Raw genomic sequence first — 22,431 nt, 5'->3', positions numbered from 1 at the left:
CGATCCGGGTCAGGCTTATTGTTGCGGATGCCGCAATTGCTCTAATCCAGCGGATCGAGCGGCCAGATCGGCCGGCGCACCTTGGTGAAGCCGGCTTTCCGCCAGATCACCGACCCCAGTCCGCCGCCATCGACGGTGATGACCTCGCGCCCGATCGGCTGGAAGGCCGCGCGGAAATGGTGGTTGGATTTCACCGCAACGGTGTTCTTGCGCGTGGGGTCCACGCCCAGCGAGGTGAGTTGCGCGGTGTCAACTGCCTGGCCGTTGTTCGAGATCACCACGATGTCGATGCCGCCGACACGCAGCAGCATGGACAGGCCGTAATCGCGCCAGACGCCACCGCCCATCGGGCCGAATGTCTGGAAGTGCCCGTCGGTGAGAGCGACGACGTGCCCCGTCAGAGTCAGCGGTTCTCCGCCGGCTTGCGGGTCGTGCTTGCCGCCAAGTGTGATCGCGCCGCTGTTGCCGACGCCGATCCGCGCCCCCTCGCGCGCGGCCTGCGGGTCGTAGATGGCGTAGAATGCCGTGTTCTGCAGGTCGGCTGCGATCATGGCGCGCAGCAGGTTGGTGGCGTCGCCGTAATGGCCGCTGCCGGGGTTGTCGGTCACGTCGGCCATGATCAACGGCCGGTCGTGCTTGCCTTCGCCTTCCTTGGCGTGGCGCACCGCGTCGTCGATCGACCAGTGGGTGACGCTGGCGAAGTCGCGCGTCTTCCAGGCGTAATCCATGAACTCCTCGGCGATGGCGCGGCCGGCTGCGTCGTCGCCATCGGTCGTCACGGTCACGCTCGGGCCGATATCGTGGATGTCGGCAGCGGTGAAGCCGGAGCAGATGCTGACGACCAGGGCGCGGCCATCGCGCTCCAGCTGTTCGCCGCGGTCGATCAGCTCGCGCATCGGTCCCGTCTGCGTGCGGCCGCCATCGAGGCCGCGCAGCATCGGCCGCCGGGCGATGACGGTGCGCGGGCGAATTTCGCCCTTCATGGCGCGTTGCAGAAGCTCCGCGCCCTGCCAGGCACGTTCGTAGTAGTCGACATGCGGATAGGTGCGCACCGCGATCAGCGCATTGGCGCAGGTGGCCATCAGCTCGGTGATGTTGCCGTGCAGATCCAGCGTCACGACGACCGGCACGTCCGGGCCGACCTTCGCGCGCAGCCGCCGCAGCAGCTCGCCTTCGCCGTCCTCGTGGCTGTCGGTCACCATGGCGCCGTGCAGATGCAGCAATGCGCCATCGATGCCGCCATCGGCGCCTGACAGCAGCATGTCCGCCAGTGTTTCGAATGCCTCGTCCGTCACCCGGCCGGAGGGGTTGGCCGAGGCGGCGACGGGGTAGGACAGCGTCCAGCCGAATTTCTCGGCCGCCTCGAACGTGGCGCCGAGATCGGAGCGCGTCCCGCGCCGTGCGCCGGGGATCTCGTTCGCGGTCAGGAACACGCGGCGCCGGAACGCCTCCAGCCCCGTGGGCACCTTGCTGAACGTGTTGGTCTCATGCGCGATTTCGGCGGTCAGGACCCGGTAGCTCATCTGCGTCTCCTCGTATATGCGCCGCCCAGGTTTTCAGCGCGTCCTGGCCGAGCGGTCCAAGACTGTAGACGCCGTATTGCACCCGTTCAAACCAGCCATAGACGTTCCGCAGCAGGATCTTCGGCGCCTCCGGCGCGATCGGGCGCAGATCGCGCGGACGCTTCGGCCCGTCTTGCAGCGCGACGGCGCAGGCTAATGCCTGCTGACGGTACGCCGTCATGATCGGCCGGCGGGTGGAGCCGCCCTGCGCGGGGTCGCCCCGGCGGCGCGTGAATTCCCGCAGCAGCAGGCCGCGCTTGCGCCGGTTGGTCCGCGGCCGGTAGGGCGCGGGCTCCACCAGGATCTCGACGTTGTCGCGCGCGGCATTGACCGCCAGCAGGCCGATGCCGAGCAGCCGGCACAGCCGGTGCGCGCGGCGATCGCGGTCGCGCCCGCGGCGCGTCGCCGGCACCGCGAGCCACACCTCGTCCGCCGTCTGCATGCGGTCCACCGCCTGCAGCAGAAGCTCCAGGGAGAATCCCAGCTTCAGCTCGGCGATCACCACCAGCGGCGGCTCGCCGTCGCGCACCGCCACCACGTCGCACCCGCGCAGCTCGCCCTTCACCGCGAAGCCCAGGCGTTCCAGGAACGCCTTGACCGGGCGGTAGAGCGAAACCTCCATCTATCCGATCCGGGCGTCGTACAGCCGCCAGGCGGCGTCGGGGTACTGCGTCCATTTCAGGTTCGCCGCCGACGCCTGCAGGATCGCGTCGAAATGCAGGAACAGCATGGGCGCGTCCTCGGCCAGCAGGTTCTGGGCTTCGTGGTACAGGCGCACCCGCTCGGCGCGGTCGGTGGCGGAGCGTGCCTGGGTCAGCAACCCGGTCATGCGGTCGCTGTCGTAGCCCGGGAAATTGTTCGGCCCGCCCTTGGTGAAATAGAAGAACATGTTGCCGTCGGGATCGTAGCGGCCGCTCCAGGGCGACATGCAGACGTCGAAATCGCGCTGGCGTAGCACGGTGATCAGGCTGGTGGGGTCGATCTGCTTCACCGTCACCTGGAACCCGGCGTCGGCCGCCTGCGCCTGGATGATCTGGGCGATGCGGACCATCTGCGGCGAGTTGGTCACGGTGATCGTCACCGGCAGCGGCGACGGCGCGCCCGCCTCGGCCAGAAGCTGCCTGGCGCGCTTCGGATTGTGGCCGGGCGGATTGAAATCCGGATCGAACGCCCAGGCGACTGCCGGCGACAGCGGCCCACGGCCGACGCGGCCGGTGCCGAAATACACCACGCGGTGGATCACCTCGGGATCGACCGCGGCCAGGAAGGCGCGCCGCACCCGGGCATCGCTGAACGGTGCGCGGGTGCAGTTCAGCGACCAGCCGTTGAAGCCCAGGCTTGGCATCTGCGCCACCTTCACCGCCGGCTCGCGCCCAAGCTGCCCGACGGCTTGCGGCGGCACGCTGTCGATCAGTTGCAGCGTGCCGCTGCGCAGATTGGCCAGGCGCACGGTCTCGTCGGGGATCGGGCGATACACCAGGTGGTCGAAGCCGTGGTCGGCGCCGCGCCAGTAGCCCGCGAACTTCTCCAGCACCAGCTCGGCATTCTTGGTCCAGGACGCGAGCTTGTAGGGGCCTGCGCCCACGGCCCTTGTCGCGAAATCGGCGCCCATCGTGGCGACGGCCTTGGGTGAGACCAGCATGCCGGCACGATTGGTCAGCACCAGCGGCAGCGGCGCATACGGCGCGGACAGCTTGATGGTGAAGACCAGCTTGTCCGTGACCTCCACGCCGGAGGTGGGCCCGTAATCGGCGCGGCGAATGGAGCCCACGGCGGGATCGAGGTAGCGGTCGATATTCGCCTTGGCCGCGGCGGCGTCGATCGGCGTGCCGTCGTGAAAGGTGAGGTTCGGCTTCAGCGTGAAGACGTAGGTCAGCGCATTCTTCATTTCGCAACTGGCGAGGCCGGGCACCACCTGGCCGTCGGGCTGCGCCACCAGCAGCGTCTCGTGCAGGTTGTAGAACACCTGGTTCTCGAAAAAGCTGCCGGAGAAGGCCGGGTCCAGCGTCACCGGGTCCGACACCACGCCGAGTGTCAAGGTGCGCGGCTGCGCCAGGGCGTTGCGGGCCGGAAGCAGCGCGGGTGCCGCGAGGCCGGCGGCCAGCAGGGTGCGGCGGCGAAGGGTCATGGGCGTCTCCTCATCATGCTGTCTTTGCGCTTCGGGGATCGAGACGGTCGCGCAGCCCGTCGCCGAGCAGGTTGAAGCCGAGAACGGTCAGGAAGATCGCGATCCCCGGAAACCAGGCGAGCCAGCTTGCCTGGTCGAGGAAGCCGACGGCGTCGTGCAGCATGTTGCCCCAGGTGGGTGTGGGGGGCTGCACGCCGAGGCCGAGGAAGGACAGGTAGGATTCGGTGATGATGGACGACGCCAGCAGCAGCGACGCCTGCACCAGGATCGGCGAAAGCGCGTTCGGCGCGATGCAGGTGAGCAGGATCGCACGCTCGGACAGGCCGACGGCACGCCCCGCCGCTACGTAGTCCATCGCGGCGACAAGCTGCGCCTGCGCCCGCGCGATGCGTGCGAACACCGGCAGGTTGACCAGCGCGATTGCCAGCGCCGCGTTCGTCGCCGAAGCGCCCAATGCCGCGGTCACACCCAGGGCGAGCAGGATGCCGGGGAAGGCCAGCAGCACGTCCATGCAGCGCATGAGCACACGGTCGAGCCAGCCGCCGAACGCACCGCATACCAGGCCGACCGGGGCGCCGATGGCGCAGGCGCCCGCGACGCTGCCAAAGCCCACCAGCAGCGACACCCGCGCGCCGGTGAGGATGCGCGACAACACGTCGCGGCCCAGATCGTCGGTGCCGAGCGGATGCAACGACGATGGCGGCGACAGCGTGGCCGCGAAATCCGGCTGCTCCGGCCCGAACGGCGTCAGCGCCGGGCCGGCGAGCGCCGCCGCCACCACGATCGCCACCAGCGCCACGCCCAGCGCGTTGCGGGGATCCCGCCGCATCAGCCGGCCCGCTGGCGCGGATCGAGGGCCACGCAGACGATGTCGGTGGCGAGGTTGATCAGCACGAACAATGTGGCGGTGACCAGGATCGCACCCTGCACCACCGGGTAGTCGCGGGCGAAGATGGCGTCCACCGTCAGCTTGCCGATCCCCGGCCAGGAGAACACCGTCTCGGTGACGACCACGCCGCCCAGCAACTGGCCGAGCTGGATGCCCACGAGTGTCACGATCGGGATCAGCGCATTGCGCAGCGCATGCCGCCACACCACCCGGCGCGGTGTCAGGCCCTTGGCTTCGGCGGTGCGGATGTAGTCGGCCGGCAGCACTTCCAGCATTGCCGCCCGCGTCATGCGCATGGTCGCGGCAGCCAGCGCCACGCCCAGGGTCGCGGCCGGCAAAGCGAGATGATGCAGTGCCTGCAGGGGATCGGCGGTGAACGCGGCGTAGCCGGAGGAGGGGAACAACGGCACGCCGATCGACAGGCCCAGGATCAGCAGGATCGCCAGCCAGAAGCTTGGCAGCGACAGGCCGCATAGGGCGGCGATGGACACGGCGAAATCCGCCGCCCGGTTGCGCCGCGTGGCGGCGACGATGCCGGCCGGCAGGGCGATGCACAGCGACACCACCAGCGCGGCGGCGGCCAGCTCCAGCGTCGGCCCGAGCGCCACGGCAACCATGCCCAGCACCGGGCGTCCGGTCTGGATGGAACGGCCGAGATCGCCCTGCAGCACGTGCAGCATCCAGGCGCCGAAGCGCACGGGGAAGGGCTGGTCCAGCGCGAACTTGGCCCGCAACGTGGCAACGGCGGCAGGGTCGGCCTCCAGGCCCAGCATGGCGGTCACGGGATCGCCAGGCACCAGGGCCAGCAGCGTGAAGGACAGCAGCGACAGGCCGAACAGGATCGGCAACAGCGCCAGCACGCGGCCCACGAGTGCGCGCATCAGGCTGGGCCGCTCCAGAACCGATTGCAGGACATGCGATTGAGCATCTTCCGGGGGCGGGATAGCGTCAACCAGCCCTAACCGAGCGAGATCCCATGGCCGCCAAGCCCGTCTTCCGTTCCAAGCCCAACGCCGTGCAGGCATTGTTCGGCCGCCGCCGTGCGGTGATCGGCGTGATCCATTCCCGGCCGTTGCCGGGCTCGCCCGACTATGACGGCGAGGACATGGAGGACATCATCGGATTCGCGCTCGCCGAAGCCGAGCGCTATCGCGCCGGCGGGGTCGACGGGCTGATCGTGGAGAACCACGGCGACATCCCGTTCGCCAAGCCCGAGCGGCTGGGCCCGGAGACCGCTGCCTGCATGGCCGTGATGACGCGGGCCGTGCGCCAGTCGAGCGGGCTGCCGGTCGGCGTGAACGTGCTGGCCAACGGCGCGATCTCCGCGCTGGCGGTGGCCAAGGCGGCCGGCGCCGCGTTCGTGCGGGTGAACCAGTGGGCCAATGCCTATGTCGCCAACGAAGGCATCATCGAAGGGCCGGCCGGCGAGGCCGCGCGCTACCGGGCTTGGCTGCGCGCGCGCAACGTGCGCATCTTCGCCGACGTGCATGTGAAGCACGGCGCGCACGCCATCGTCGCCGACCGCGCCATCGACGAGATGGCCCGCGATGCCGAATTCTTCGATGCCGACGTGGCCATCGCGACCGGCCAGCGCACCGGCGACGCCGCGACCATGGACGAGCTGCGCCACATCGCCCAGGGCACGTCGCTGCCGGTGGTGGTGGGCAGCGGCGTCAATCCCGACAATGTCGGCGACATCTTCTCGGTGGCCGACGGCGTGATCGTGGCGAGCTGGCTGAAGGTGGACGGCGTGTGGTGGAACCAGGTGGATCCCGACCGCCTCAGCGTGTTCATGCAGGCGGTGGAACGCGCGCGCGGATGAGCCGCGTCTTCGTTCTCGGCAACGCCTCGATCGACGTGACGCTGCCGGTGCCGCGGTTGCCGGCGCCGGGCGAAACGCTGATGGCCAGCGGCATCGCGCGCGCGCCGGGCGGCAAGGGGCTGAACCAGGCGGTGGTGGCGGCGCGCGCCGGCGTTGCGGTGCATTTCTGCGCGCCGCTGGGGCGCGAGCCGGAAACGGCGATGATCCGGACCGCGCTGGCGGCGGAGCGGTTCGCGGACCTCGTGCTGCCGGATGTCGGCCAGCCCACCGACCTCTCGACGCTGCTGGTCGCCGATGACGCCGAGAACTGCATCGTCAGCACGGGCGCCTGTGCCGAGGCGCTGCCGGTGTCAGTCGCCGAGGCGTTCGTCGTGGCGATGGCGCCGGACGACATCCTGCTGCTGCAGGGCAACCTGTCGGAGGCCGCCACCCGCGCAGCGGCCGCCCGTGCAGCGCACGTGGTGGTCAACACCGCGCCGATCCGCTGGCCGATGCGCGATGTGCTGCGGCATGCCACGGTGGCCGTGGCGAATCGCTCCGAGGCCGAACAGGTCACCGGCCGTGCCGACCCGGAACGGGCGGCGCTGGATCTTTGCCGCGGCGTGAGCATCGTCACGCTGGGTGGCGAAGGCTGCGTCGTCGCTGCGGCCGGGAGCGTGGTCCGCCATCCGGCGCCGCGCGTGCAGGCGGTGGACACGACCGGCGCCGGCGACACCTTCTGCGGCATGCTGGCCGCGTCGCTGGCGCGGGGCATGACGCTCGCCGCCGCGGTGGCGGTCGCGCAACAGGCCGCCGCCTTGGCGGTCAGCCGCCGCGGTTGTTTCACGGCATTGCCGACGCGCGTAGAGCTGGCATCGCTGCTCGGCTCGTCCTGAAGTGCCGTCTCGGCCCCATCGGGCTTCATGCCGCAGATCGGGGGGCGAGGCGGCAACCTTGTCATTGCGGTTTGGCTCATGCGTATGATGCGCGAACAGCACTGGCCGAAAACCACGGCCGGACCGGAACGGAGCGCGATGAAAGCAACACGGAGTTCAGGATGTTGAACAAGACCCGTCTGGCCCGCGCGTGAGCGAGGTCCGGTCGGCGGCCCGGGTCCTGGATCTGCTGGAGCATTTGCAGGCGCATCCCGAGCCGCAAACGCTGAGCACCATCGCCGCCGCCTTGCTGCTGCCGAAGAGCAGCACGCTGCTGCTGCTGCGCACACTGGTCGGCCGGGGCTATGCCGCCCGCACCGAGGACGACCGCTACCGTCTGTGCGACCGCGCCGGCGCTGGCCCGGACATGGCGACGCGGCTGCGCGAGGCGGCGCTGCCGGTGATGCAGGACCTGCGTGCCAGGGTGAAGGAGACCATCCTTCTGGGTGTGCTGGCCCAAGGCAGCCGCGTCCGCGCGCTGGCCAAGGAGGTGAGCCCGCTGGAGCTGCGCTACGACGCCGATCTCGGCCATCTGCGCCCGGCCTATTGCACCGCCATGGGCCGGCTGCTGCTGGCGCATCTGCCGCCGGCGCAATGGCGCCGCGCGCTGCTCGGACGCAAGCTGCGGGCGTTGACGCCGCACACGGTCACGGATTCCGCGGCGCTGGAGGCGATCCTCGCCCGGGTGCGCCAGGACGGCTACGCCACGATCGAGCAGCAATATGTCCTTGGCGGTTCCGGCGTGGCCGCACCGGTCGTGGATGCGGAAGGGCAGGTGGTGGCGGCGCTGAACATCGCTTCGGTATCGTCGCGCTTCGACCACGGGCGGGATCGCCTGATCCAGGGTGCCGTCGAGGCCGCAAGGCGGGTTTCGCGCCGGCTTCATGATGCGGGGCAATAAGCGTACTCTGCTGGTTCGAAACGGGGAGCGGTGATGGGATCGAACGCGTTCGGGCAGCCGATGCTGCGCAAGGAAGACACGCGGCTGCTGACCGGGCGGGGCCGCTTTACCGCGAACATGCTGCGCCCGGACATGGCGCATGCCGCGATGATCCGCAGCCCCCATGCGCATGCCCGCATCCTGGGCATCGACACCGCGGCGGCCCGGGCCATGCCCGGCGTGCTGGTGGTGCTGACCGGCGAGGACTACGCGGCTGACGGCCTGGGCGGCATCCCCGCGGGCAGCGACCTGATCCGGCTGCCCGGAACGCCGGCGGATCAGGATTTCGCCTTCCGCCCGGAACATCCGGCGCTGGCGCGCAGCCGCGTGCGCTTCGTCGGCGACAGCGTTGCCGTCGTGGTGGCGCAGACCGCCCAGCAGGCGCGCGACGCCGCCGAGGCCGTGATGGTGGAATACGACCCGTTGCCGGCCGTCACCGGCACCGCCGAGGCCGCGGCGCCCGGCGCGGCGCTGGTGTGGGACGAGGCGCCGAGAAATATCTGCTTCCGCTGGTCCGCCGGCGACGAAGCGGCGGTGGCTGCAGCCTTCGCCCGGGCCGCGCGCGTGGTGCGTCTGCCGGCCATCAACAACCGCATCCATGTCGGATCGCTCGAGACCCGTGGCGCCATCGGCGCCTTCGCGGACGGCCGCTACACCCTGTCCACCGGCACACAGATGCCGCACGGTCTCAAGACGGCGTTGGCCGAGAGCGTGTTCCGCGTCCCCGAGGATCGGGTGCGCGTGACGGTGGCCGATGTCGGCGGCAGTTTCGGCATCAAGAACGCGCTGTATCCCGAGCAGGTCGTCGTTCTTTGGGCGGCACGCCGCACCGGCCGTAGCGTCGCCTGGGTGGGCGAGCGGGCCGACGGGTTCCTGTCCGACTACCAGGCCCGCGACAACGTCTACACCGCCGATCTGGCGCTTGATTCCAACGCCCACTTCCTCGCGCTGCGGGTGAAATCCACTGCTGCCGTGGGGGCTTATCTGGCGCCAAAGGGGCAGCTTTCGCCGACCTCGAACATGCCGGCGCTGGCGGGTGTCTACCGGCTGCCCTGCATCCATGTCGCCGTGACCGGCGTGTTCAGCAACACCGCACCCACCGAGGTCTATCGCGGCGCCGGGCGGCCGGAGGCGGTGTATCTGCTGGAGCGGCTGGTGGACCACGCCGCGCGCGTGCTCGGCATGGACCGGCTGGAGTTGCGCCGCCGCAATCTGCTGTCCCCCGCGGACATGCCTTACGCCACCGGGCTTGGCCTGCGCTATGACAGCGGCGACTTCCCGGCGATGCTCGATACCGGCCTGCAGCGCGCGGATGCCGCGGGTTTTCCCACCCGCCGGGACACGGCGGCGCAGCGCGGCCGGCTGCGGGGCCTGGGCTGGGCGCATTACTGCGAGCGTGTCGCGGGCTCCTGGGCCGAGCATGCGTGGCTGGAGCTGAACCCCGACGGGCGCGTGACCGTGCTGATCGGCACCATGTCCAACGGTCAGGGGCACGAAACCGCCTATGCCCAGCTCGTGGCCGATCAGCTCGGCATCGATCCCGCGGACATCGACGTGGTGCAGGGCGACACCGACCGTATCCCCTCGGGCCATGGCACCGGCGGCTCGGCATCGATCGCAATCGGCGGTGCAGCGCTGGCCGACGCCTCCGTGGACCTGATCCGCAAGGCCACGCCGCTGGCCGCCGACGCGCTGGAGGCGGCCGAGGCGGACGTGGTGTTTGAGGACGGGGCGTTCCGGATCGTCGGCACCGACCGCAAGGTGGCACTGCAGGCAGTGGCGCGGCGGCTGGGACAGCACGGCGCGCCTGCATTGCTGGCGGCCAACGGGTTCTGGAACCCCTCCGGCCCGACCTTCCCGAACGGGTGCCATGTTGCCGAGGTCGAGGTCGACCCGGACACCGGCGTCTGGACATTGGCCAGTTACACCATGTTGCACGATTTCGGCCGTGTGCTGAACCCGAAGCTGCTGGAAGGCCAGTTGCAGGGCGGCGTGACCCAGGGGATCGGCCAGGCGGCGTGCGAGCGCGTTGTGCACGATGCCGAGTCCGGCCAGGTGTTGACGGGATCGTTCATGGACTATCAGATCCCGCGCGCCGATGAATTGCCGCCGCTGGTGCTGGAAACGCTCCCCACGCCTGCGCCCAGCCATCCGCTCGGCGTGAAGGGCTGCGGGGAGGCGGGGGCGGCCGGTGGGGCGCCGGCGGTGATGAACGCCTTGCTGGACGCGCTGGCGCCGCTCGGGGTGAAAGTACTGGATATGCCGGCCACGCCGGAGCGTGTATGGCAGGCGATCCGAAATGCCAGGTGACCGGCCGGGAACGCTGCCATTGCGGCCCGTTGACAGGCTGAGCCGCGAGCAAGAGGGTACCAGCTAGCGCACTTAACGATTCCAAGCAAAAAACAGGGGGGACTTGATGGACAACGGATCTTCGGTCGGCCGCCGCTTCGTTCTCGGGGGGGGCGTGGGCCTGGCCACGCTGGCGACAATGGGCATGCCGACTGCGGCCAGGGCGGCCGCCGTTCGGGGCGGCAGGATGGTCTATGCGCGTTATGCCGACAGCCTGTTCCTCGACCCCGTGTTGAGCGACGCCAATGTCGACATCTGGGTGATGAACAGCATCTACGACACGCTGTTGATGCCCACGCCAGAGGGCATCGGCGTGCAGGAGGGCCTGGCAACCAAATGGGTGCTGGGCGACGGCGGCAAGGCGCTGACGCTGACGCTGCGCGAGGGCGTGAAATTCAGCGACGGCACGCCGCTGAAGGCGAGCGACGTGAAGTGGTCGCTGGATCGCGCGCGCAACCCGAAGAACGGCGCGTGGAACGAGATGATTGCCTCGATCGACGCGGTCGAGATCACCGATCCGTCCACGGTGGTGCTGAAACTGAAGCACCCCGACCCGACGCTGCTGCCGGCTCTGGCGATGTTCAACACCGGCATCTTGCCGCAGGCGGCGTTCGCCGCGGCGCCGGGCGCCACCGAGGACGAGAAGGCCAAGGCCTTCGCCGAGAAGCCGATCGGCACCGGCCCGTTCATGCTGACGGAATGGCAGCGCGGCCAGCGCATGCTGCTGAAGCGCAACCCGCATTACTGGAAGAAGGCGCCGGACGGGCAGCCGTTGCCGTATCTCGACGAGCTCGAATTCGCCATCATTCCCGACGACGCCACGCGCATCCTGAAGCTGAAGGCCGGCGAGATCCACGGCACCGAGTTCGTGCCGTATTCGCGGGTAAAGGAACTGCAGGCCGACAAGAATCTGCGCATGGAGCTGTGGCCGTCCACGCGCGTCGCCTACCTGACGCTGTATGTGCGCGACAAGCTGAAGAACGGCCAGGACAACCCGCTTTCCAACGTGAAGGTGCGGCAGGCGCTGAACTACGCCGTGAACAAGGACGCGGTGATCGCCATCACCACGCTCGGGCTGGGCAAGCCGCTGCAGTCGTTCATGTCGTCGTCCACGCCGCTGTCGCGCAAGGACGGGCCGGTCTATCGCTACGACCCCGCGAAGGCGAAGGCGCTGCTGGCCGAGGCGGGGTTCGCCAACGGCCTGGAACTGTCCTGCATCGCGCTGGCGGGCAACCAGGACGAGATGAACAACCTGACGACCGTGCAGCAGATGTGGGCGCAGATCGGCGTGCGGCTGAAGATCGAGCTGCTGGACAACCCGACGCGCACGGCGCGCTACCGCGCCGAGGATTTCCAGATGCGGACGGCTGCCTGGACGGACGACATCGCCGACCCGAGCGAGATTACCTCGTATTTCGCCTACTACCCGAACATCCACGCGCTGCACTCCGGCTGGGAGGAAAAGCGCGTGAACGAGCTGTTCCTGCAGAGCCAGCAGGAGGTCGATCCGGCCAAGCGGCAGGCGCAGTACGCCGAGCTGCAGAAGATCTACGTCGACGCCGCGCCGATCCTGTTCCTGTACGAAACGCCGTATCCGGTGGCGTTCCGCGGCAATGCCAAGGGATTCGTGCAGATCCCGCTTGGCAACAACTACTTCGAGGCGGCCTACGTCGAGAAGTGATGCGGCCAATGGCGCGCATGAGCCCGGCCAAGGTTGGCCAGCCCCCTCCCGCATCGGGAGGGGGCATGCGGCCATGCACTGAGGCCGTCAGATGAGCCGCGGAGCCTGGCTGGTATCGCGGTTGTTGCAGATGGTGCCGACCTTCCTTCTGATCGGGCTGGCGGTGTTCGTGCTGGCGCGACTGCTGCCCGGCAACGCCGTGATGGCGCTGCTGGGGGACCGCGGCAGCGACGAGGCCGTGGCGCGGCTGACCCGTCAGCTCGGCCTGGACCAGTCGATCGGCATGCAGTTGCTGGCGTTCCTGGAGTCGGTGCTGCGCGGCCAGTTCGGCACCTCGCTGGCGTTCCGCATTCCCGTGACCCGGCTGATCGCCGAACGGCTGCCGGTGACGCTGATGCTGACGGGGATGGCCATCGTGATCGCGCTGGCGCTGGCGCTGCCGCTCGCTTTCGTGGCCGCGCTGAAAGTCAATCGCTGGCCGGACCTGTTGATCCGCGGGGTGTTCCAGGTGGGACTGTCCTCGCCGATCTTCTATGTGGGCCTGGTACTGCTGACGGTGTTCGCGGCATGGCTGCGGATCTTTCCCGTCGGCGGCTACGGCGACACTTTTGCTGAGCATATCTATCATCTTTTCCTGCCGGCGGTGACGCTCGCCTTCAGCCTCTCCGCGATCGTCATGCGCAACCTCCGCGCCTCCATCCTGTCGGTGATCCGCGCGGAATACGTGGATTTCGCCCGCGCCAAGGGGCTGCGATCGCGTGTCGTGCTGCTGCGGCATGTGCTGCGCAATGCGCTGATCGCCACCGTGACGCTGGTGGGGTTGCATATCGGGTCGCTGCTGGGCGGCGCCGTCATCACCGAGACGGTGTTCGCGGTTCCCGGCGTCGGGAGGCTGATGGTGGATTCGATCTTCGCCCGCGATTACCCGGTGATCCAGGCGCTCACGCTGGTGCTGGCAGTGCTGGTCTCCCTGGCGTTCCTGGTCACCGATCTCGTGCAGATGTGGCTTGATCCGCGGGTGGGGCGCTGATGCGGGCGGTGCTCGCGCGCATTGCGTCGCGGCCGCTTCCGGCGCCGTTGCTCGGCGGCCTCGCGCTGCTGGCCGTCATGGTGGCGTTCACGGTCTCGCCCGGGACGTTCGCGCCCTATGACCCGCTGGCCTTCGACTACAACGCCCTGCTGTCGCCGCCGAGTGCTGCGCACCTGTTCGGCACCGACCAGTTCGGCCGCGACATCCTTTCGCGCACCATCGCGGCTGCGGCCGTGGATCTGCAGATCGCGCTGTTCGCCACCATCTTCCCGGGCCTGCTCGGCAGCCTCATCGGGTTGTTCGTCGGCTGGTACGGCGGCGTGGCCGACGCGGTGTTCGGGCGCCTTGTCGATCTCGTCGTGACCTTCCCGTTCCTGGTGCTGGTCATCGCCATCGTCGCGATCCTCGGGCCCGGGCTCGCGAACATGTATATCGCAGTGACTGCAGTGGGCTGGGTGTTCTATGCCCGGCTCATGCGCGGCGAGGTGCTGGTGCAGAAGAGCGGCGAATACGTCGCCGCCGCGCGGGTGCTCGGCTATTCCACGCCGCGCATCATCTTCCGCCACATCCTGCCCAACGCCGTGCGCCCGGTGCTGGTCTATGCCGTCACCGACATGGCGCTGGCGATTCTGCTCGGCTCGAGCCTGGGTTATCTGGGCCTGGGCGCGCAGCCGCCGACCGCCGAGTGGGGCGTGCTGATCGCCGACGGCAAGAACTTCTTCACCACGGCGCCCTGGATCGTGCTGTTTCCCGGCGCGGCGATCGTGCTGGCCGGGCTGGGGTTCAGCCTGACCGGCGATGGGCTCGCGGACCTGCTGGAGGTTCGCCGGTGAACACGCCGCTGCTGCAGGTGCAGGACCTGCGCGTGACCTTCACGACCGGACGCGGCGCGGTGCATGCGGTGGACGGCGTCACCTTCGATGTCGGCGCCGGGGAAGTGCTGGGACTCGTGGGCGAGAGCGGCTCGGGCAAGAGTGTCACGCTGCGCGCCATCCCACGGCTGTTGCACGACAACGCCGCCGTGTCCGGCCGGGTGCTGTGGCACGGGCAGGATCTGCTGACCATCCCCGATGAGCGCCTGCGCGCCATACGCGGCGGCCAGGTGGCGATGGTGTTCCAGGAGCCGATGTCGGCCCTGAACCCGGTGCTGCCCATCGGCATGCAGATCGACGAGGTGCTGGTCGCGCATACCGACATGGATCGCGCGGCCCGGCGCCGCCGCGCGATCGAACTGCTGGGCCTGGTCGGCATCGCTTCGGCGGCGACGCGGCTCGACCAGTATCCGCACGAATTCTCCGGCGGCATGCGCCAGCGTGCGATGATCGCGATCTCGCTGGCCGCGCAGCCGGCGCTGCTGCTGGCCGACGAGCCGACGACCGCGCTGGACGTGACCATCCAGGACCAGATCCTGACATTGCTGTTGCAGCTGGTGAGCGAGCTGGGGATGGCGATGGTTCTGGTGACGCACGACCTCGGCGTGGTGGCGGAGACCTGCGACCGGGTGGCGGTGATGTATGCCGGGCGGCTGTGCGAAACCGGGCCGGTCGAGCTGGTGTTCAACCGCCCGCGCCATGCCTACACCGATGCGCTGCTGCGCTCGATGCCCGGCGATGGCGCCGCCGGGGCGATGCTGACGCCGATCCCAGGCCAGCCGCCGCGGATCGACTCGCCGGTTCCGGGTTGCGCCTTCGCGCCGCGCTGTAGTTATGCCGAGCCACGCTGCACCACCGAGCGGCCGGTGCTGACGGCGTATGCGCCAGGGCATGACAGCGCCTGCTACGCGGCAACACGCCTGCCGGCCAGGGTAGAGGAGGGTGCGGCATGACGCTGCTCGCAGTCGAGGGCGTCTCCAAGCGGTTTCCCGCCCGTCGTGGCCTGGTCGACGTGCTGAGCGGCCGCCCGCGGCAAGCGGTGCATGCGGTCGAGCAGGTGAGCCTGGAGGTGCGCCGCGGCGAAACGCTGGGGATCGTGGGCGAGTCCGGCTGCGGCAAATCCACCTTCGCGCGCTGCTTGGTGCGGCTGTACGAGCCGGACGAAGGCGCGATCCGCTTCGAAGGCGCGGATGTGCTGGCGCTGCAGGGCGATGCACGCCGGAACTTCAACCGCCATGTGCAGATGGTGTTCCAGGACCCGTACGGCTCGCTCAATCCGCGCATGACCGTGGGCGACACGCTGGCGGAAGCGCTGTCCGTGCATGCCGTGGTTGCCCGCGCGCAAGTTCCCGCGCGGGTGCGCGAGCTTCTCGACCTCGTGCACCTGCCGGCCGATGCGGCCGAGCGCTATCCGCACGAGTTCTCCGGCGGCCAGCGACAGCGCATCGGCATCGCCCGGGCGCTGGCGGTGGAGCCGTCGCTGATCATTGCCGACGAGCCGGTGTCGGCCCTGGACGTGTCCGTCCAGGCCTCGATCGTGAACCTGTTCCTGGAGCTGCAGGCGCGGCTCGGTTTGACCCTGGTGTTCATCACCCACGACCTGCGTCTGGTGAAGCACATGACGCATCGCGTGGCCGTGATGTATCTCGGCCGCATCGTGGAGGTCGGGCCGACGGCGGACCTGTTCGCGGCACCCCGGCACCCGTACACCCAGGCGCTGATCCGCGCGGTGCCGCATGTGAAGCCCGCCGCGCGCGAAGCCAGGCGCAACCGCCAAGCTGCGGTGACCGGCGAGTTGCCGAGCCCGCTGAAGCCGCCGCCCGGCTGCGCGTTCCATCCCCGTTGCCCGATCGCTCAGCCCGCCTGCGCACAAGCCGTGCCGGCGCTGGAGGACCGCGGCGGCGCGTGGCCGGTGGCCTGCATCCGCGTCTCCGGCTGACACCAGGGCACAGGAGTGTCCGAACGGCGTCAGTCCGGCAGCTGGCCGCCCGGCGTGAGGTGATTGATGACGGCGGGCAGATGTTCACTGAGTTCGGCCAGCACCTCGTCTTCCGTGAGGCCCGAACGGTCGATCGTCCCGCGCAGGATCTCCGGGCCGAGCACCTGCCGCAACTGCTGCGGCGAGATCGGCAGGTTGGGGCCCTTGCCGAGCCAGGACCGGGCGATGTCACCCAGTCCGGCCGCTTCCATGCGCCGGATCAGCTCCTTCACGCCGATGCCATCGGCGCCGCCGGTCAGCAGGCCGCGGATCGTCTTGGCAAGCCAAGGCGAAGCCGACTCGGGGCCGACGAGCTGCTGGACGATGGTGTCGAGTACGCTCATTCACGGCCTCCTTCAACGGTCGTCGGGGGCAGGAGCGCTGATACAACCAGGCTTACCTCCTGCCTGATTCGAGATATGCGTGGCCGGACCGGACTACAACCCGGCCGCGGTGGGTTGTCTGACCCGGACAGGCGAAGTTGTTATCCAAGAACCTCCGCATTGTGCGCGCCGAGCGCCGGAGCCATGCGCTCATACGGCGGACGCACGCCGTCGAAGCTCAGCGGCAGGCCCATGGTGCGCAGGCCGCCTTCGGGGCCGGTCTGCAGCATGCCCATTGCCTCGGTCTGCGGATGCCCAACCACCTGATCGAGTGTCTGCACGGGACCGCTGGGGACGCCGACGGCTTCCAGTTTCGCGACCCAGGCGGCAACGCCGTCGCGCGCGAATTCCTGGGCGAGCTGGCCGATCAGTTCCGGGCGATGGGCAACCCGGCCGGCATTCGTCTCGAAGCGCGGGTCGGCGGCGAGGTCGGGGCGGTGCAGCGCGCCGCAGAGCCTGCGGAACAGCCCGTCATTGCCCGCGGCAACCATGATGTAGCCGTCGGTCGCCGCGTAGGCCTGGTACGGCACGATCTCCTGCACGCCGGACCCGGCGCGCGCCGGCAGCTTGCCGGACGCGAGATAGGAGGCGATGGGAATGCCCATCCAGGCGCAGGAGGTCTCGAACAGGGAGGCGTCGATGATGCCGCCCTTGCCGGTGCGCTGGCGTTCGGCCTGGGCCGCCAGGATGCCGATGACGGACCACATGCCCGTGGCCAGGTCCATGATGGAGACAGACACGCGCACGGGTGGCCGGCCATCCTCGCCGAGCATGGACATCAGGCCGCCGAAAGCCTGCATCAACGGGTCGTAGCCCGGCCGGTGCTTCAGCGGGCCACGCGCGCCGAATGCACCGATATTGCAGAAGATCAGCGCAGGCTTGTCGGCCAGCAGGCCTTCGGCGCCGAGCCCGAGGCGGTCGAGCGCGCCGGGCTTGAGGTTGTGCAGAACCACGTCCATGTCGTCGATGATCAGCCGGCGCAGACGGGTGCGCTGCGCTGTGTCCTTCAGATCCACGGCGATGCCGCGCTTGGCGCGGTTCATCGCCTGGAACATGGTCGCGGTGCCGAGCGAGAACGGCGGGCCCCAGCCGCGCGCATAGTCGCCGCCGCCGGGATTCTCCAGCTTGACCACGTCCGCTCCGAGCTCGCCCAGAATCATGCCGGCATAAGGAGCTGCGATGGAGTGGCCGATTTCCAGCACCTTCAGGCCGGCCAGCGGGCGCGGTGTCGCCATATCGATGTCTCCGAAAGAAACGTTTCAGCAATGCTGTCGCGAGGGGGGAGCGCAGCTGCCGCGGCTGATGAACTCGGTAGGAAAAAGGATCTGCCGCGGCGGCAGGGCGGCGCCGCCGGACAGCCGGTCGATCAGCAGCCGCGCGCCGGCGCGGCCGAGCTCCGCATAGTCCCAGCGCACCACGGTGACGGGTGGCGAGGCCAGCATGGCGAGATCGGTGTCGGCCGAGCCGATGACGGAGATGTCGCGCGGCACCGCGAACCCACGCGCCTGGATCGCGCGCAGCACGCCGGACAGCATGTCGATGCCGCCGGCGACAATGGCGGTGGGCGGGTCGGGGCGGCCGAGCAGGGCAGAGGCTTCGAGGAACCCGGACTGGTCGGTGAAGCTGCCGGTGCGCAGGCAGGTGGGGTCGATGGCCACGCCGGCGGCCGCATGCGCGTCCCGGAAGCCTTGCACGCGGGCGCGGGCGGGATGGACGCCGGTGGCGCCGGTGATGAGCGCGATGCGGCGGTGCCCAAGGCGCAGCAAATGCTCCACCGCCTGCCGCATGCCCTCGCGATGGTCGAGCAGCAGCGCATCGAACGCGCCAGGTGGGGTGCGGTCCAGCATGACCACGGGCATGGGCAGCGCGGCCCGCACGGCTGCCAGCTCGGCGTCGTCCTCGGCCGCGGTGGTCATGATCACGCCGTCCATGCGGCGCTGCGACAGCAGGCGCAGCAACTCCAACTCATGATCGCGCCGGTCGCCGGAGCAGGCAATCAGCAGAGCGTAGCCTTCGTCATGCAGTGCCTGCTGCGCTGCCTGCACGAAGCTGGCCAGCGCCGGCACGGTGATGTCGCGCACGATCGCGCCGATGGTGCGGGTGGAGCGCCGGCGCATCGACTGCGCGACGGCGTCGGGCTGGTAGCGCAGGGCGGCAATGGCGTCCTGCACCTTGCGGCGGATGGCGGGATCGACCGAGGTGTTGGCGTTGATGACGCGCGACGCCGTGCCGAGCGACACGCCGGCGGCCTTCGCCACGTCCTTGATCGTCACGCGCCGCATGCGCCTCTTCCGGAAACGTTTCATTGACCCTAGCGCTGCGCCTTCGCTAGGAAAAGTCCGGAAGAGCGGAGGGCGGAAATGGGCGACGATCTGACGCTGGTGGCGGCGGGCGAGGACTATCCCGAGCTGCGCGAAGCGGTGCGGCGCATCTGCGTGAAATATCCCGGCGAATACTGGCGCGGGCTGGAGGAGCAGGAGGCGTACCCGACGGCGTTCGTGACCGAGCTGACCGAAGCCGGCTTCCTGGCGTCGCTGATCCCCGAGGAATATGGCGGCACCGGGCTGCCGCTGCGCGCGGCCGCGGTGATCCTGGAAGAGATCAACGCCAGCGGCTGCACGGCCAGCCAGGGCCACGCGCAGATGTACATCATGGGCACGCTGCTGCGGCACGGCAGCGAGGCGCAGAAGCGGCATTACCTCCCGAAGATTGCCTCAGGCGCGATGCGGCTGCAGGCCTTCGGCGTGACCGAGCCGACCAGCGGCACGGACACGACCTCGCTGCGAACCCGCGCGGTGCGCGACGGCGAGCATTACGTGGTGAACGGCCAGAAGGTCTGGACCAGCCGCGCCGCGCATTCCGACCTGATGCTGCTGTTGGCGCGCACGACGCCGCTCGATCAGGTCAAGCGCAAGTCGGACGGACTGTCGGTGTTCCTGGTTGATCTGCGCGCAGCCCGCGGCAACGGCCTGGAGATCCACCCCATCAAGGCGATGATCAACCACAACACCACCGAGATCTTCATGGACAATCTGCGCATTCCCGCCGACAGCCTGATCGGCGAAGAGGGGCGCGGCTTCCGCTACATCCTCGATGGCATGAATGCCGAGCGCATCCTGGTGGCATCGGAATGCGTGGGCGACGGCAAGTGGTTCGTGAAGAAGGCCACCGCCTATGCCAACGAACGCCATGTGTTCGGCCGGCCGATCGGGCAGAACCAGGCGATCCAGTTCCCGATCGCACGCGCCTGGGCAGAGCTGGAAGCCGCCGACATGATCTGCCGGCGCGCGGCGGCGCTGTTCGAGGGCGGCAAGGAATGCGGTGCGGACGCGAACATCGCGAAGATGCTCGCCTCCGAAGCGACGTGGAAAGCGGCCGAGGCAGCCATGCAGACGCATGGCGGCTTCAGCTATGCCCGCGAATACGACATCGAACGGAAATGGCGCGAAGCGCGGCTGTACCAGATCGCCCCGATCTCCACCAACCTCGTGCTGGCCTTCGTCGGCCGGCACGTGCTGGGGATGCCGCGCAGCTATTGATCCGCCGTGGACTGCGCCGGCGATTATTCGGCGGCCTGCCGTGCGGTTCCCTCGGGAACCCACAGCGTCGAGATGGCGGACAGGGAGGGCGCGTCCTCCATCCCCGCGATGGCATCCACCAGCGCCGGCGCGCGCGAATCGCCCAGCACGGGGGTGACGAGGCCCAGGAACTTCTCCTCCAGGCGGCGGCCCTGCTCGGGAATATCGGCGGCCGGGACGCCGGAATCATGGACGGCGCGCAGCGTGGTCTGATCCGCGAGGCGGATGTCGACTTCTGCACGTGTGGTGGGCCAGCCGGACTGGAAATCCACCACCACACGGTCGCGCAGTGCCACCAGCGTGGGGTCGGTGGCCGTGGTCTCGTTGTAGGCGTCCAGCCGTCCGGTGTCGCGGCCGGCCAGTGCCATCGCGGTGGTCAGCCGCAGGCTGAACTTCGCCTCCAGGCCGGTGCGCGGTTCGGCGATGTTGCAGACGCGATCGGTGGCCTTGTCGACACGAAGGGTGATGGCGGCAATCGCGTCAGGCGCCACATGATGCGCCTCGCGCAGCGTCCGGGCGGCCTCGATACCGGCATGGGTGAGGTAGCAGGCAGCATGATACTTGAACAGGTTGTGGCGGATGTGCCAACCCCCGGCGGGGTCATCCAGTGCCGCGCTGGGGTTGAAGTCCGGACTGTGGGTGCGCGCGAAGCCCTGGGCGCATTCCAGGCTGTCCGGCCGCGCTGTGAAGCCGCGTGCCGCCAGCCGGGCGGCGAGCAGCCCGTTATAGGCCGCGCGGCCGGCGTGCAGCGGCTTGCACATGGTTCCGAACATGGATTTCAGCCCGGCCGCCTGGGTGGCGGCGATGCCCAGCGCGTGCACGGTCTTTTCCAAATCGAGCCCGAGCAGATGCGCGCAGCCGGCGGCGGCGCCGAACGTGCCGACCGTGCCGGTGGCATGGAAGCCCAGGCCGTCATAATGGCCGGGCGCGAGCAGCTTGCCGACGCGGCATGCGGTCTCATAGCCGGCCACGAACGCGGCGATCACGGCCGCCCCACCGGCACCGCGCTCCTCGGCGAGGGCCAGCACCGCCGGCAGCACGGCGACCGACGGATGCCCGGGCATGAACAGGTTCACGTCGTCGTAGTCGAGCGCATGCGATGCCGTGCCGTTCAGCAGCGCCGCCGACAGCGTGGGCAGCCGCAGGGCGCTGCCGATAATCCCGGCGGCCGGCGCGCCACCTTGCTCGGCCAGTTCTTCCGCAAGAATGCGCGTCAGCGAATCATCCCGGCCCGCGATGGCCGCACCGAGCGTATCGAGCACGCATTGGCGCGCGAGCATGCGGATGTCGTCCGGCAGATCTGCATGCCGCACGGCGAGGGCGCGGCGCGCGATCTCGCGGGTCAGTCCGTCGGTGGTGCTCATTGTGCGGCCTCCGTCTGTGCGCGCTGGCGTGCGGGCACGAAATGCTTCGGCAAGCCCGCCTTGGCGAGGTTCCCGAGCAGCGCTGTATCCTGCAGGTTCGCCGCCAGGATCGGCCGCACCCGCACCAACCTCTCGATGTCGATGCCGGTGTCGTAGCCCAGCGTCTCGCACAGGAAGGCGGTGTCCTCGGTGACGATGTTGCCGGTGGCCCCCGGCGCGAACGGGCAGCCGCCCAGTCCGGCCAGCGACGCGTCGAAATGCCGGACGCCCATCTCCAGCGCCGCCTGCACATTGGCGATGCCCAGGCCGCGCGTGTCGTGGAAATGCGCGCCGACGACCATGTCGCCAACTTCCTGCTTCACCGCTGCGAACACCCGGCGGACGGCGGCCGGATCGCCGTAGCCGACGGTATCCGCCAGCACCAGTTCGTCCGCCCCCGCGGCAGCAAGCTCGCCGGCCAGGCGACGCACACGATCCTCGTCGACGGCGCCCTCGATCGTGCAGCCGAAGCTGGTGGCGAGGCCCGCGCACAGGATCGGGCGGTTCGCGGCGCCACGCGCGGCCGCGACGATGCGGGCGAAATCATCCACGCTTTCCTGCGTGCTCCGGCGCACATTGTTGCGGTTGTGACTCTCGCTGGCCGACAGCACGTAGTTCAGCTTGTGCACGCCCAGCGCCAGCCCGCGCTCGGCGCCGCGCAGGTTCGGGATCAGTGCGGAGACGGTGAGGCCAGGGAGGGTGAGGGCGTATTGCACCACCTGCTCGGCATCCGCGAATTGCGGCAGCAGCTTCGGCGGCACGAACGAGGAAACCTCGATCTCGTTGACGCCCGCTGCATGTTCGGCGGCGATCCAGGCGCACTTGGCCGCCGTCGGCATGAACTGCGCCAGGCTCTGCAGCCCGTCGCGCAATCCCACTTCGCGCAACACAACATGGTGCAT

Annotated in this window: 20 protein-coding genes; 10 read left to right on the top strand and 10 right to left on the bottom strand. The window is 69.3% G+C overall.

All coding sequences use genetic code 11. The features are described from left to right. Positions 1 to 41: 41 nt before the first annotated feature. From OL599_RS05660 to OL599_RS05640, 5 genes are read right to left on the bottom strand one after another with little or no spacing between them, the layout of a single operon-like run. Positions 42 to 1,523: a M81 family metallopeptidase gene (locus OL599_RS05660; RefSeq protein ID WP_264712677.1), complete on the bottom strand. Its 1,482-nt coding sequence runs from the start codon at positions 1,521 to 1,523 to the stop codon at positions 42 to 44. Continuing rightward, on the bottom strand, positions 1,486 to 2,184 hold the full coding sequence (locus tag OL599_RS05655) for a DUF2161 domain-containing phosphodiesterase (RefSeq protein ID WP_264712676.1): 699 nt from the start codon (positions 2,182 to 2,184) through the stop codon (positions 1,486 to 1,488). The genes OL599_RS05660 and OL599_RS05655 overlap by 38 nt, the downstream gene beginning before the upstream one ends. Then, entirely contained in the window at positions 2,185 to 3,690 is a 1,506-nt protein-coding gene (locus OL599_RS05650) for an ABC transporter substrate-binding protein (protein WP_264712675.1), read from the bottom strand. A 13-nt stretch (positions 3,691 to 3,703) separates the two neighbouring features. Continuing rightward, positions 3,704 to 4,519 carry an ABC transporter permease gene (locus OL599_RS05645; RefSeq protein ID WP_264712674.1) on the bottom strand — a complete coding sequence of 272 codons (816 nt, stop codon included), beginning with the start codon at positions 4,517 to 4,519 and terminating at the stop codon, positions 3,704 to 3,706. Then, positions 4,519 to 5,460 (bottom strand): ABC transporter permease, encoded by a 942-nt coding sequence (locus OL599_RS05640; RefSeq protein WP_264712673.1) that lies wholly within the window; start codon positions 5,458 to 5,460, stop codon positions 4,519 to 4,521. Before OL599_RS05640 ends, OL599_RS05645 begins: the two co-directional genes overlap by 1 nt. A gap of 95 nt (positions 5,461 to 5,555) precedes the next feature. Between OL599_RS05640 and OL599_RS05635 the strand changes: the two genes are divergently transcribed. From OL599_RS05635 to OL599_RS05595, 9 genes are all read left to right on the top strand, one after another. Next, the gene (locus tag OL599_RS05635) at positions 5,556 to 6,401 is read left to right on the top strand and encodes a BtpA/SgcQ family protein (protein WP_264712672.1); all 846 of its coding nucleotides are present in this window, start codon (positions 5,556 to 5,558) and stop codon (positions 6,399 to 6,401) included. Next, positions 6,398 to 7,276, top strand: coding sequence for a PfkB family carbohydrate kinase (locus OL599_RS05630; RefSeq protein ID WP_264712671.1), 879 nt, complete (start codon positions 6,398 to 6,400; stop codon positions 7,274 to 7,276). The genes OL599_RS05635 and OL599_RS05630 overlap by 4 nt, the downstream gene beginning before the upstream one ends. A gap of 190 nt (positions 7,277 to 7,466) precedes the next feature. Then, the gene (locus OL599_RS05625; protein ID WP_264712670.1) at positions 7,467 to 8,216 is read left to right on the top strand and encodes an IclR family transcriptional regulator; all 750 of its coding nucleotides are present in this window, start codon (positions 7,467 to 7,469) and stop codon (positions 8,214 to 8,216) included. 33 nt (positions 8,217 to 8,249) lie between these two features. Further along, the gene (locus OL599_RS05620) at positions 8,250 to 10,565 is read left to right on the top strand and encodes a xanthine dehydrogenase family protein molybdopterin-binding subunit (protein ID WP_264712669.1); all 2,316 of its coding nucleotides are present in this window, start codon (positions 8,250 to 8,252) and stop codon (positions 10,563 to 10,565) included. 106 nt (positions 10,566 to 10,671) lie between these two features. Beyond that, positions 10,672 to 12,285 (top strand): ABC transporter substrate-binding protein, encoded by a 1,614-nt coding sequence (locus tag OL599_RS05615; RefSeq protein WP_264712668.1) that lies wholly within the window; start codon positions 10,672 to 10,674, stop codon positions 12,283 to 12,285. Between the two features lie 91 nt (positions 12,286 to 12,376). Beyond that, entirely contained in the window at positions 12,377 to 13,315 is a 939-nt protein-coding gene (locus OL599_RS05610) for an ABC transporter permease (RefSeq protein ID WP_264712667.1), read from the top strand. After that, complete coding sequence (locus tag OL599_RS05605) at positions 13,315 to 14,148, top strand: ABC transporter permease (RefSeq protein WP_264712666.1); 834 nt, start codon at positions 13,315 to 13,317, stop codon at positions 14,146 to 14,148. Before OL599_RS05610 ends, OL599_RS05605 begins: the two co-directional genes overlap by 1 nt. After that, positions 14,145 to 15,140, top strand: coding sequence for an ABC transporter ATP-binding protein (locus OL599_RS05600; RefSeq protein WP_264712665.1), 996 nt, complete (start codon positions 14,145 to 14,147; stop codon positions 15,138 to 15,140). The genes OL599_RS05605 and OL599_RS05600 overlap by 4 nt, the downstream gene beginning before the upstream one ends. Beyond that, complete coding sequence (locus OL599_RS05595) at positions 15,137 to 16,126, top strand: ABC transporter ATP-binding protein (RefSeq protein ID WP_264712664.1); 990 nt, start codon at positions 15,137 to 15,139, stop codon at positions 16,124 to 16,126. The genes OL599_RS05600 and OL599_RS05595 overlap by 4 nt, the downstream gene beginning before the upstream one ends. Before the next feature lie 29 nt (positions 16,127 to 16,155). Here OL599_RS05595 and OL599_RS05590 read toward each other — a convergent pair whose 3' ends face one another. The 3 genes from OL599_RS05590 to OL599_RS05580 form a co-directional block, all read right to left on the bottom strand. Beyond that, entirely contained in the window at positions 16,156 to 16,509 is a 354-nt protein-coding gene (locus OL599_RS05590) for a YidB family protein (RefSeq protein ID WP_264712663.1), read from the bottom strand. 140 nt (positions 16,510 to 16,649) lie between these two features. Then, positions 16,650 to 17,783 carry a CaiB/BaiF CoA transferase family protein gene (locus tag OL599_RS05585; protein WP_264712662.1) on the bottom strand — a complete coding sequence of 378 codons (1,134 nt, stop codon included), beginning with the start codon at positions 17,781 to 17,783 and terminating at the stop codon, positions 16,650 to 16,652. A gap of 24 nt (positions 17,784 to 17,807) precedes the next feature. Then, entirely contained in the window at positions 17,808 to 18,830 is a 1,023-nt protein-coding gene (locus OL599_RS05580) for a LacI family DNA-binding transcriptional regulator (RefSeq protein WP_264712661.1), read from the bottom strand. A gap of 78 nt (positions 18,831 to 18,908) precedes the next feature. On the opposite strand from OL599_RS05580, the gene OL599_RS05575 reads away from it, so the two are divergent. Then, positions 18,909 to 20,087, top strand: coding sequence for an acyl-CoA dehydrogenase family protein (locus tag OL599_RS05575; RefSeq protein ID WP_264712660.1), 1,179 nt, complete (start codon positions 18,909 to 18,911; stop codon positions 20,085 to 20,087). A 23-nt stretch (positions 20,088 to 20,110) separates the two neighbouring features. Here OL599_RS05575 and OL599_RS05570 read toward each other — a convergent pair whose 3' ends face one another. Both OL599_RS05570 and OL599_RS05565 read right to left on the bottom strand, forming a co-directional pair. Then, positions 20,111 to 21,490, bottom strand: coding sequence for an MmgE/PrpD family protein (locus OL599_RS05570; RefSeq protein WP_264712659.1), 1,380 nt, complete (start codon positions 21,488 to 21,490; stop codon positions 20,111 to 20,113). Further along, positions 21,487 to 22,431, bottom strand: coding sequence for a hydroxymethylglutaryl-CoA lyase (locus tag OL599_RS05565; RefSeq protein WP_264712658.1), 945 nt, complete (start codon positions 22,429 to 22,431; stop codon positions 21,487 to 21,489). The genes OL599_RS05570 and OL599_RS05565 overlap by 4 nt, the downstream gene beginning before the upstream one ends.

This window comes from Limobrevibacterium gyesilva, assembly GCF_025989185.1.
Classification (GTDB): Bacteria; Pseudomonadota; Alphaproteobacteria; order Acetobacterales; family Acetobacteraceae; genus Limobrevibacterium; species Limobrevibacterium gyesilva.
This window is presented reverse-complemented; position numbering and strand designations above follow the sequence as displayed.

Coding starts and splice junctions, on each gene's coding strand:
- OL599_RS05660 (WP_264712677.1), bottom strand. CDS start 1,523: ATGAGCTACCGGGTCCTGACCGCCGAAATCGCGCATGAGACCAACACG.
- OL599_RS05655 (WP_264712676.1), bottom strand. CDS start 2,184: ATGGAGGTTTCGCTCTACCGCCCGGTCAAGGCGTTCCTGGAACGCCTG.
- OL599_RS05650 (WP_264712675.1), bottom strand. CDS start 3,690: ATGACCCTTCGCCGCCGCACCCTGCTGGCCGCCGGCCTCGCGGCACCC.
- OL599_RS05645 (WP_264712674.1), bottom strand. CDS start 4,519: ATGCGGCGGGATCCCCGCAACGCGCTGGGCGTGGCGCTGGTGGCGATC.
- OL599_RS05640 (WP_264712673.1), bottom strand. CDS start 5,460: ATGCGCGCACTCGTGGGCCGCGTGCTGGCGCTGTTGCCGATCCTGTTC.
- OL599_RS05635 (WP_264712672.1), top strand. CDS start 5,556: ATGGCCGCCAAGCCCGTCTTCCGTTCCAAGCCCAACGCCGTGCAGGCA.
- OL599_RS05630 (WP_264712671.1), top strand. CDS start 6,398: ATGAGCCGCGTCTTCGTTCTCGGCAACGCCTCGATCGACGTGACGCTG.
- OL599_RS05620 (WP_264712669.1), top strand. CDS start 8,250: ATGGGATCGAACGCGTTCGGGCAGCCGATGCTGCGCAAGGAAGACACG.
- OL599_RS05615 (WP_264712668.1), top strand. CDS start 10,672: ATGGACAACGGATCTTCGGTCGGCCGCCGCTTCGTTCTCGGGGGGGGC.
- OL599_RS05610 (WP_264712667.1), top strand. CDS start 12,377: ATGAGCCGCGGAGCCTGGCTGGTATCGCGGTTGTTGCAGATGGTGCCG.
- OL599_RS05605 (WP_264712666.1), top strand. CDS start 13,315: ATGCGGGCGGTGCTCGCGCGCATTGCGTCGCGGCCGCTTCCGGCGCCG.
- OL599_RS05595 (WP_264712664.1), top strand. CDS start 15,137: ATGACGCTGCTCGCAGTCGAGGGCGTCTCCAAGCGGTTTCCCGCCCGT.
- OL599_RS05590 (WP_264712663.1), bottom strand. CDS start 16,509: ATGAGCGTACTCGACACCATCGTCCAGCAGCTCGTCGGCCCCGAGTCG.
- OL599_RS05585 (WP_264712662.1), bottom strand. CDS start 17,783: ATGGCGACACCGCGCCCGCTGGCCGGCCTGAAGGTGCTGGAAATCGGC.
- OL599_RS05580 (WP_264712661.1), bottom strand. CDS start 18,830: ATGCGGCGCGTGACGATCAAGGACGTGGCGAAGGCCGCCGGCGTGTCG.
- OL599_RS05575 (WP_264712660.1), top strand. CDS start 18,909: ATGGGCGACGATCTGACGCTGGTGGCGGCGGGCGAGGACTATCCCGAG.
- OL599_RS05570 (WP_264712659.1), bottom strand. CDS start 21,490: ATGAGCACCACCGACGGACTGACCCGCGAGATCGCGCGCCGCGCCCTC.
- OL599_RS05565 (WP_264712658.1), bottom strand. CDS start 22,431: ATGCACCATGTTGTGTTGCGCGAAGTGGGATTGCGCGACGGGCTGCAG.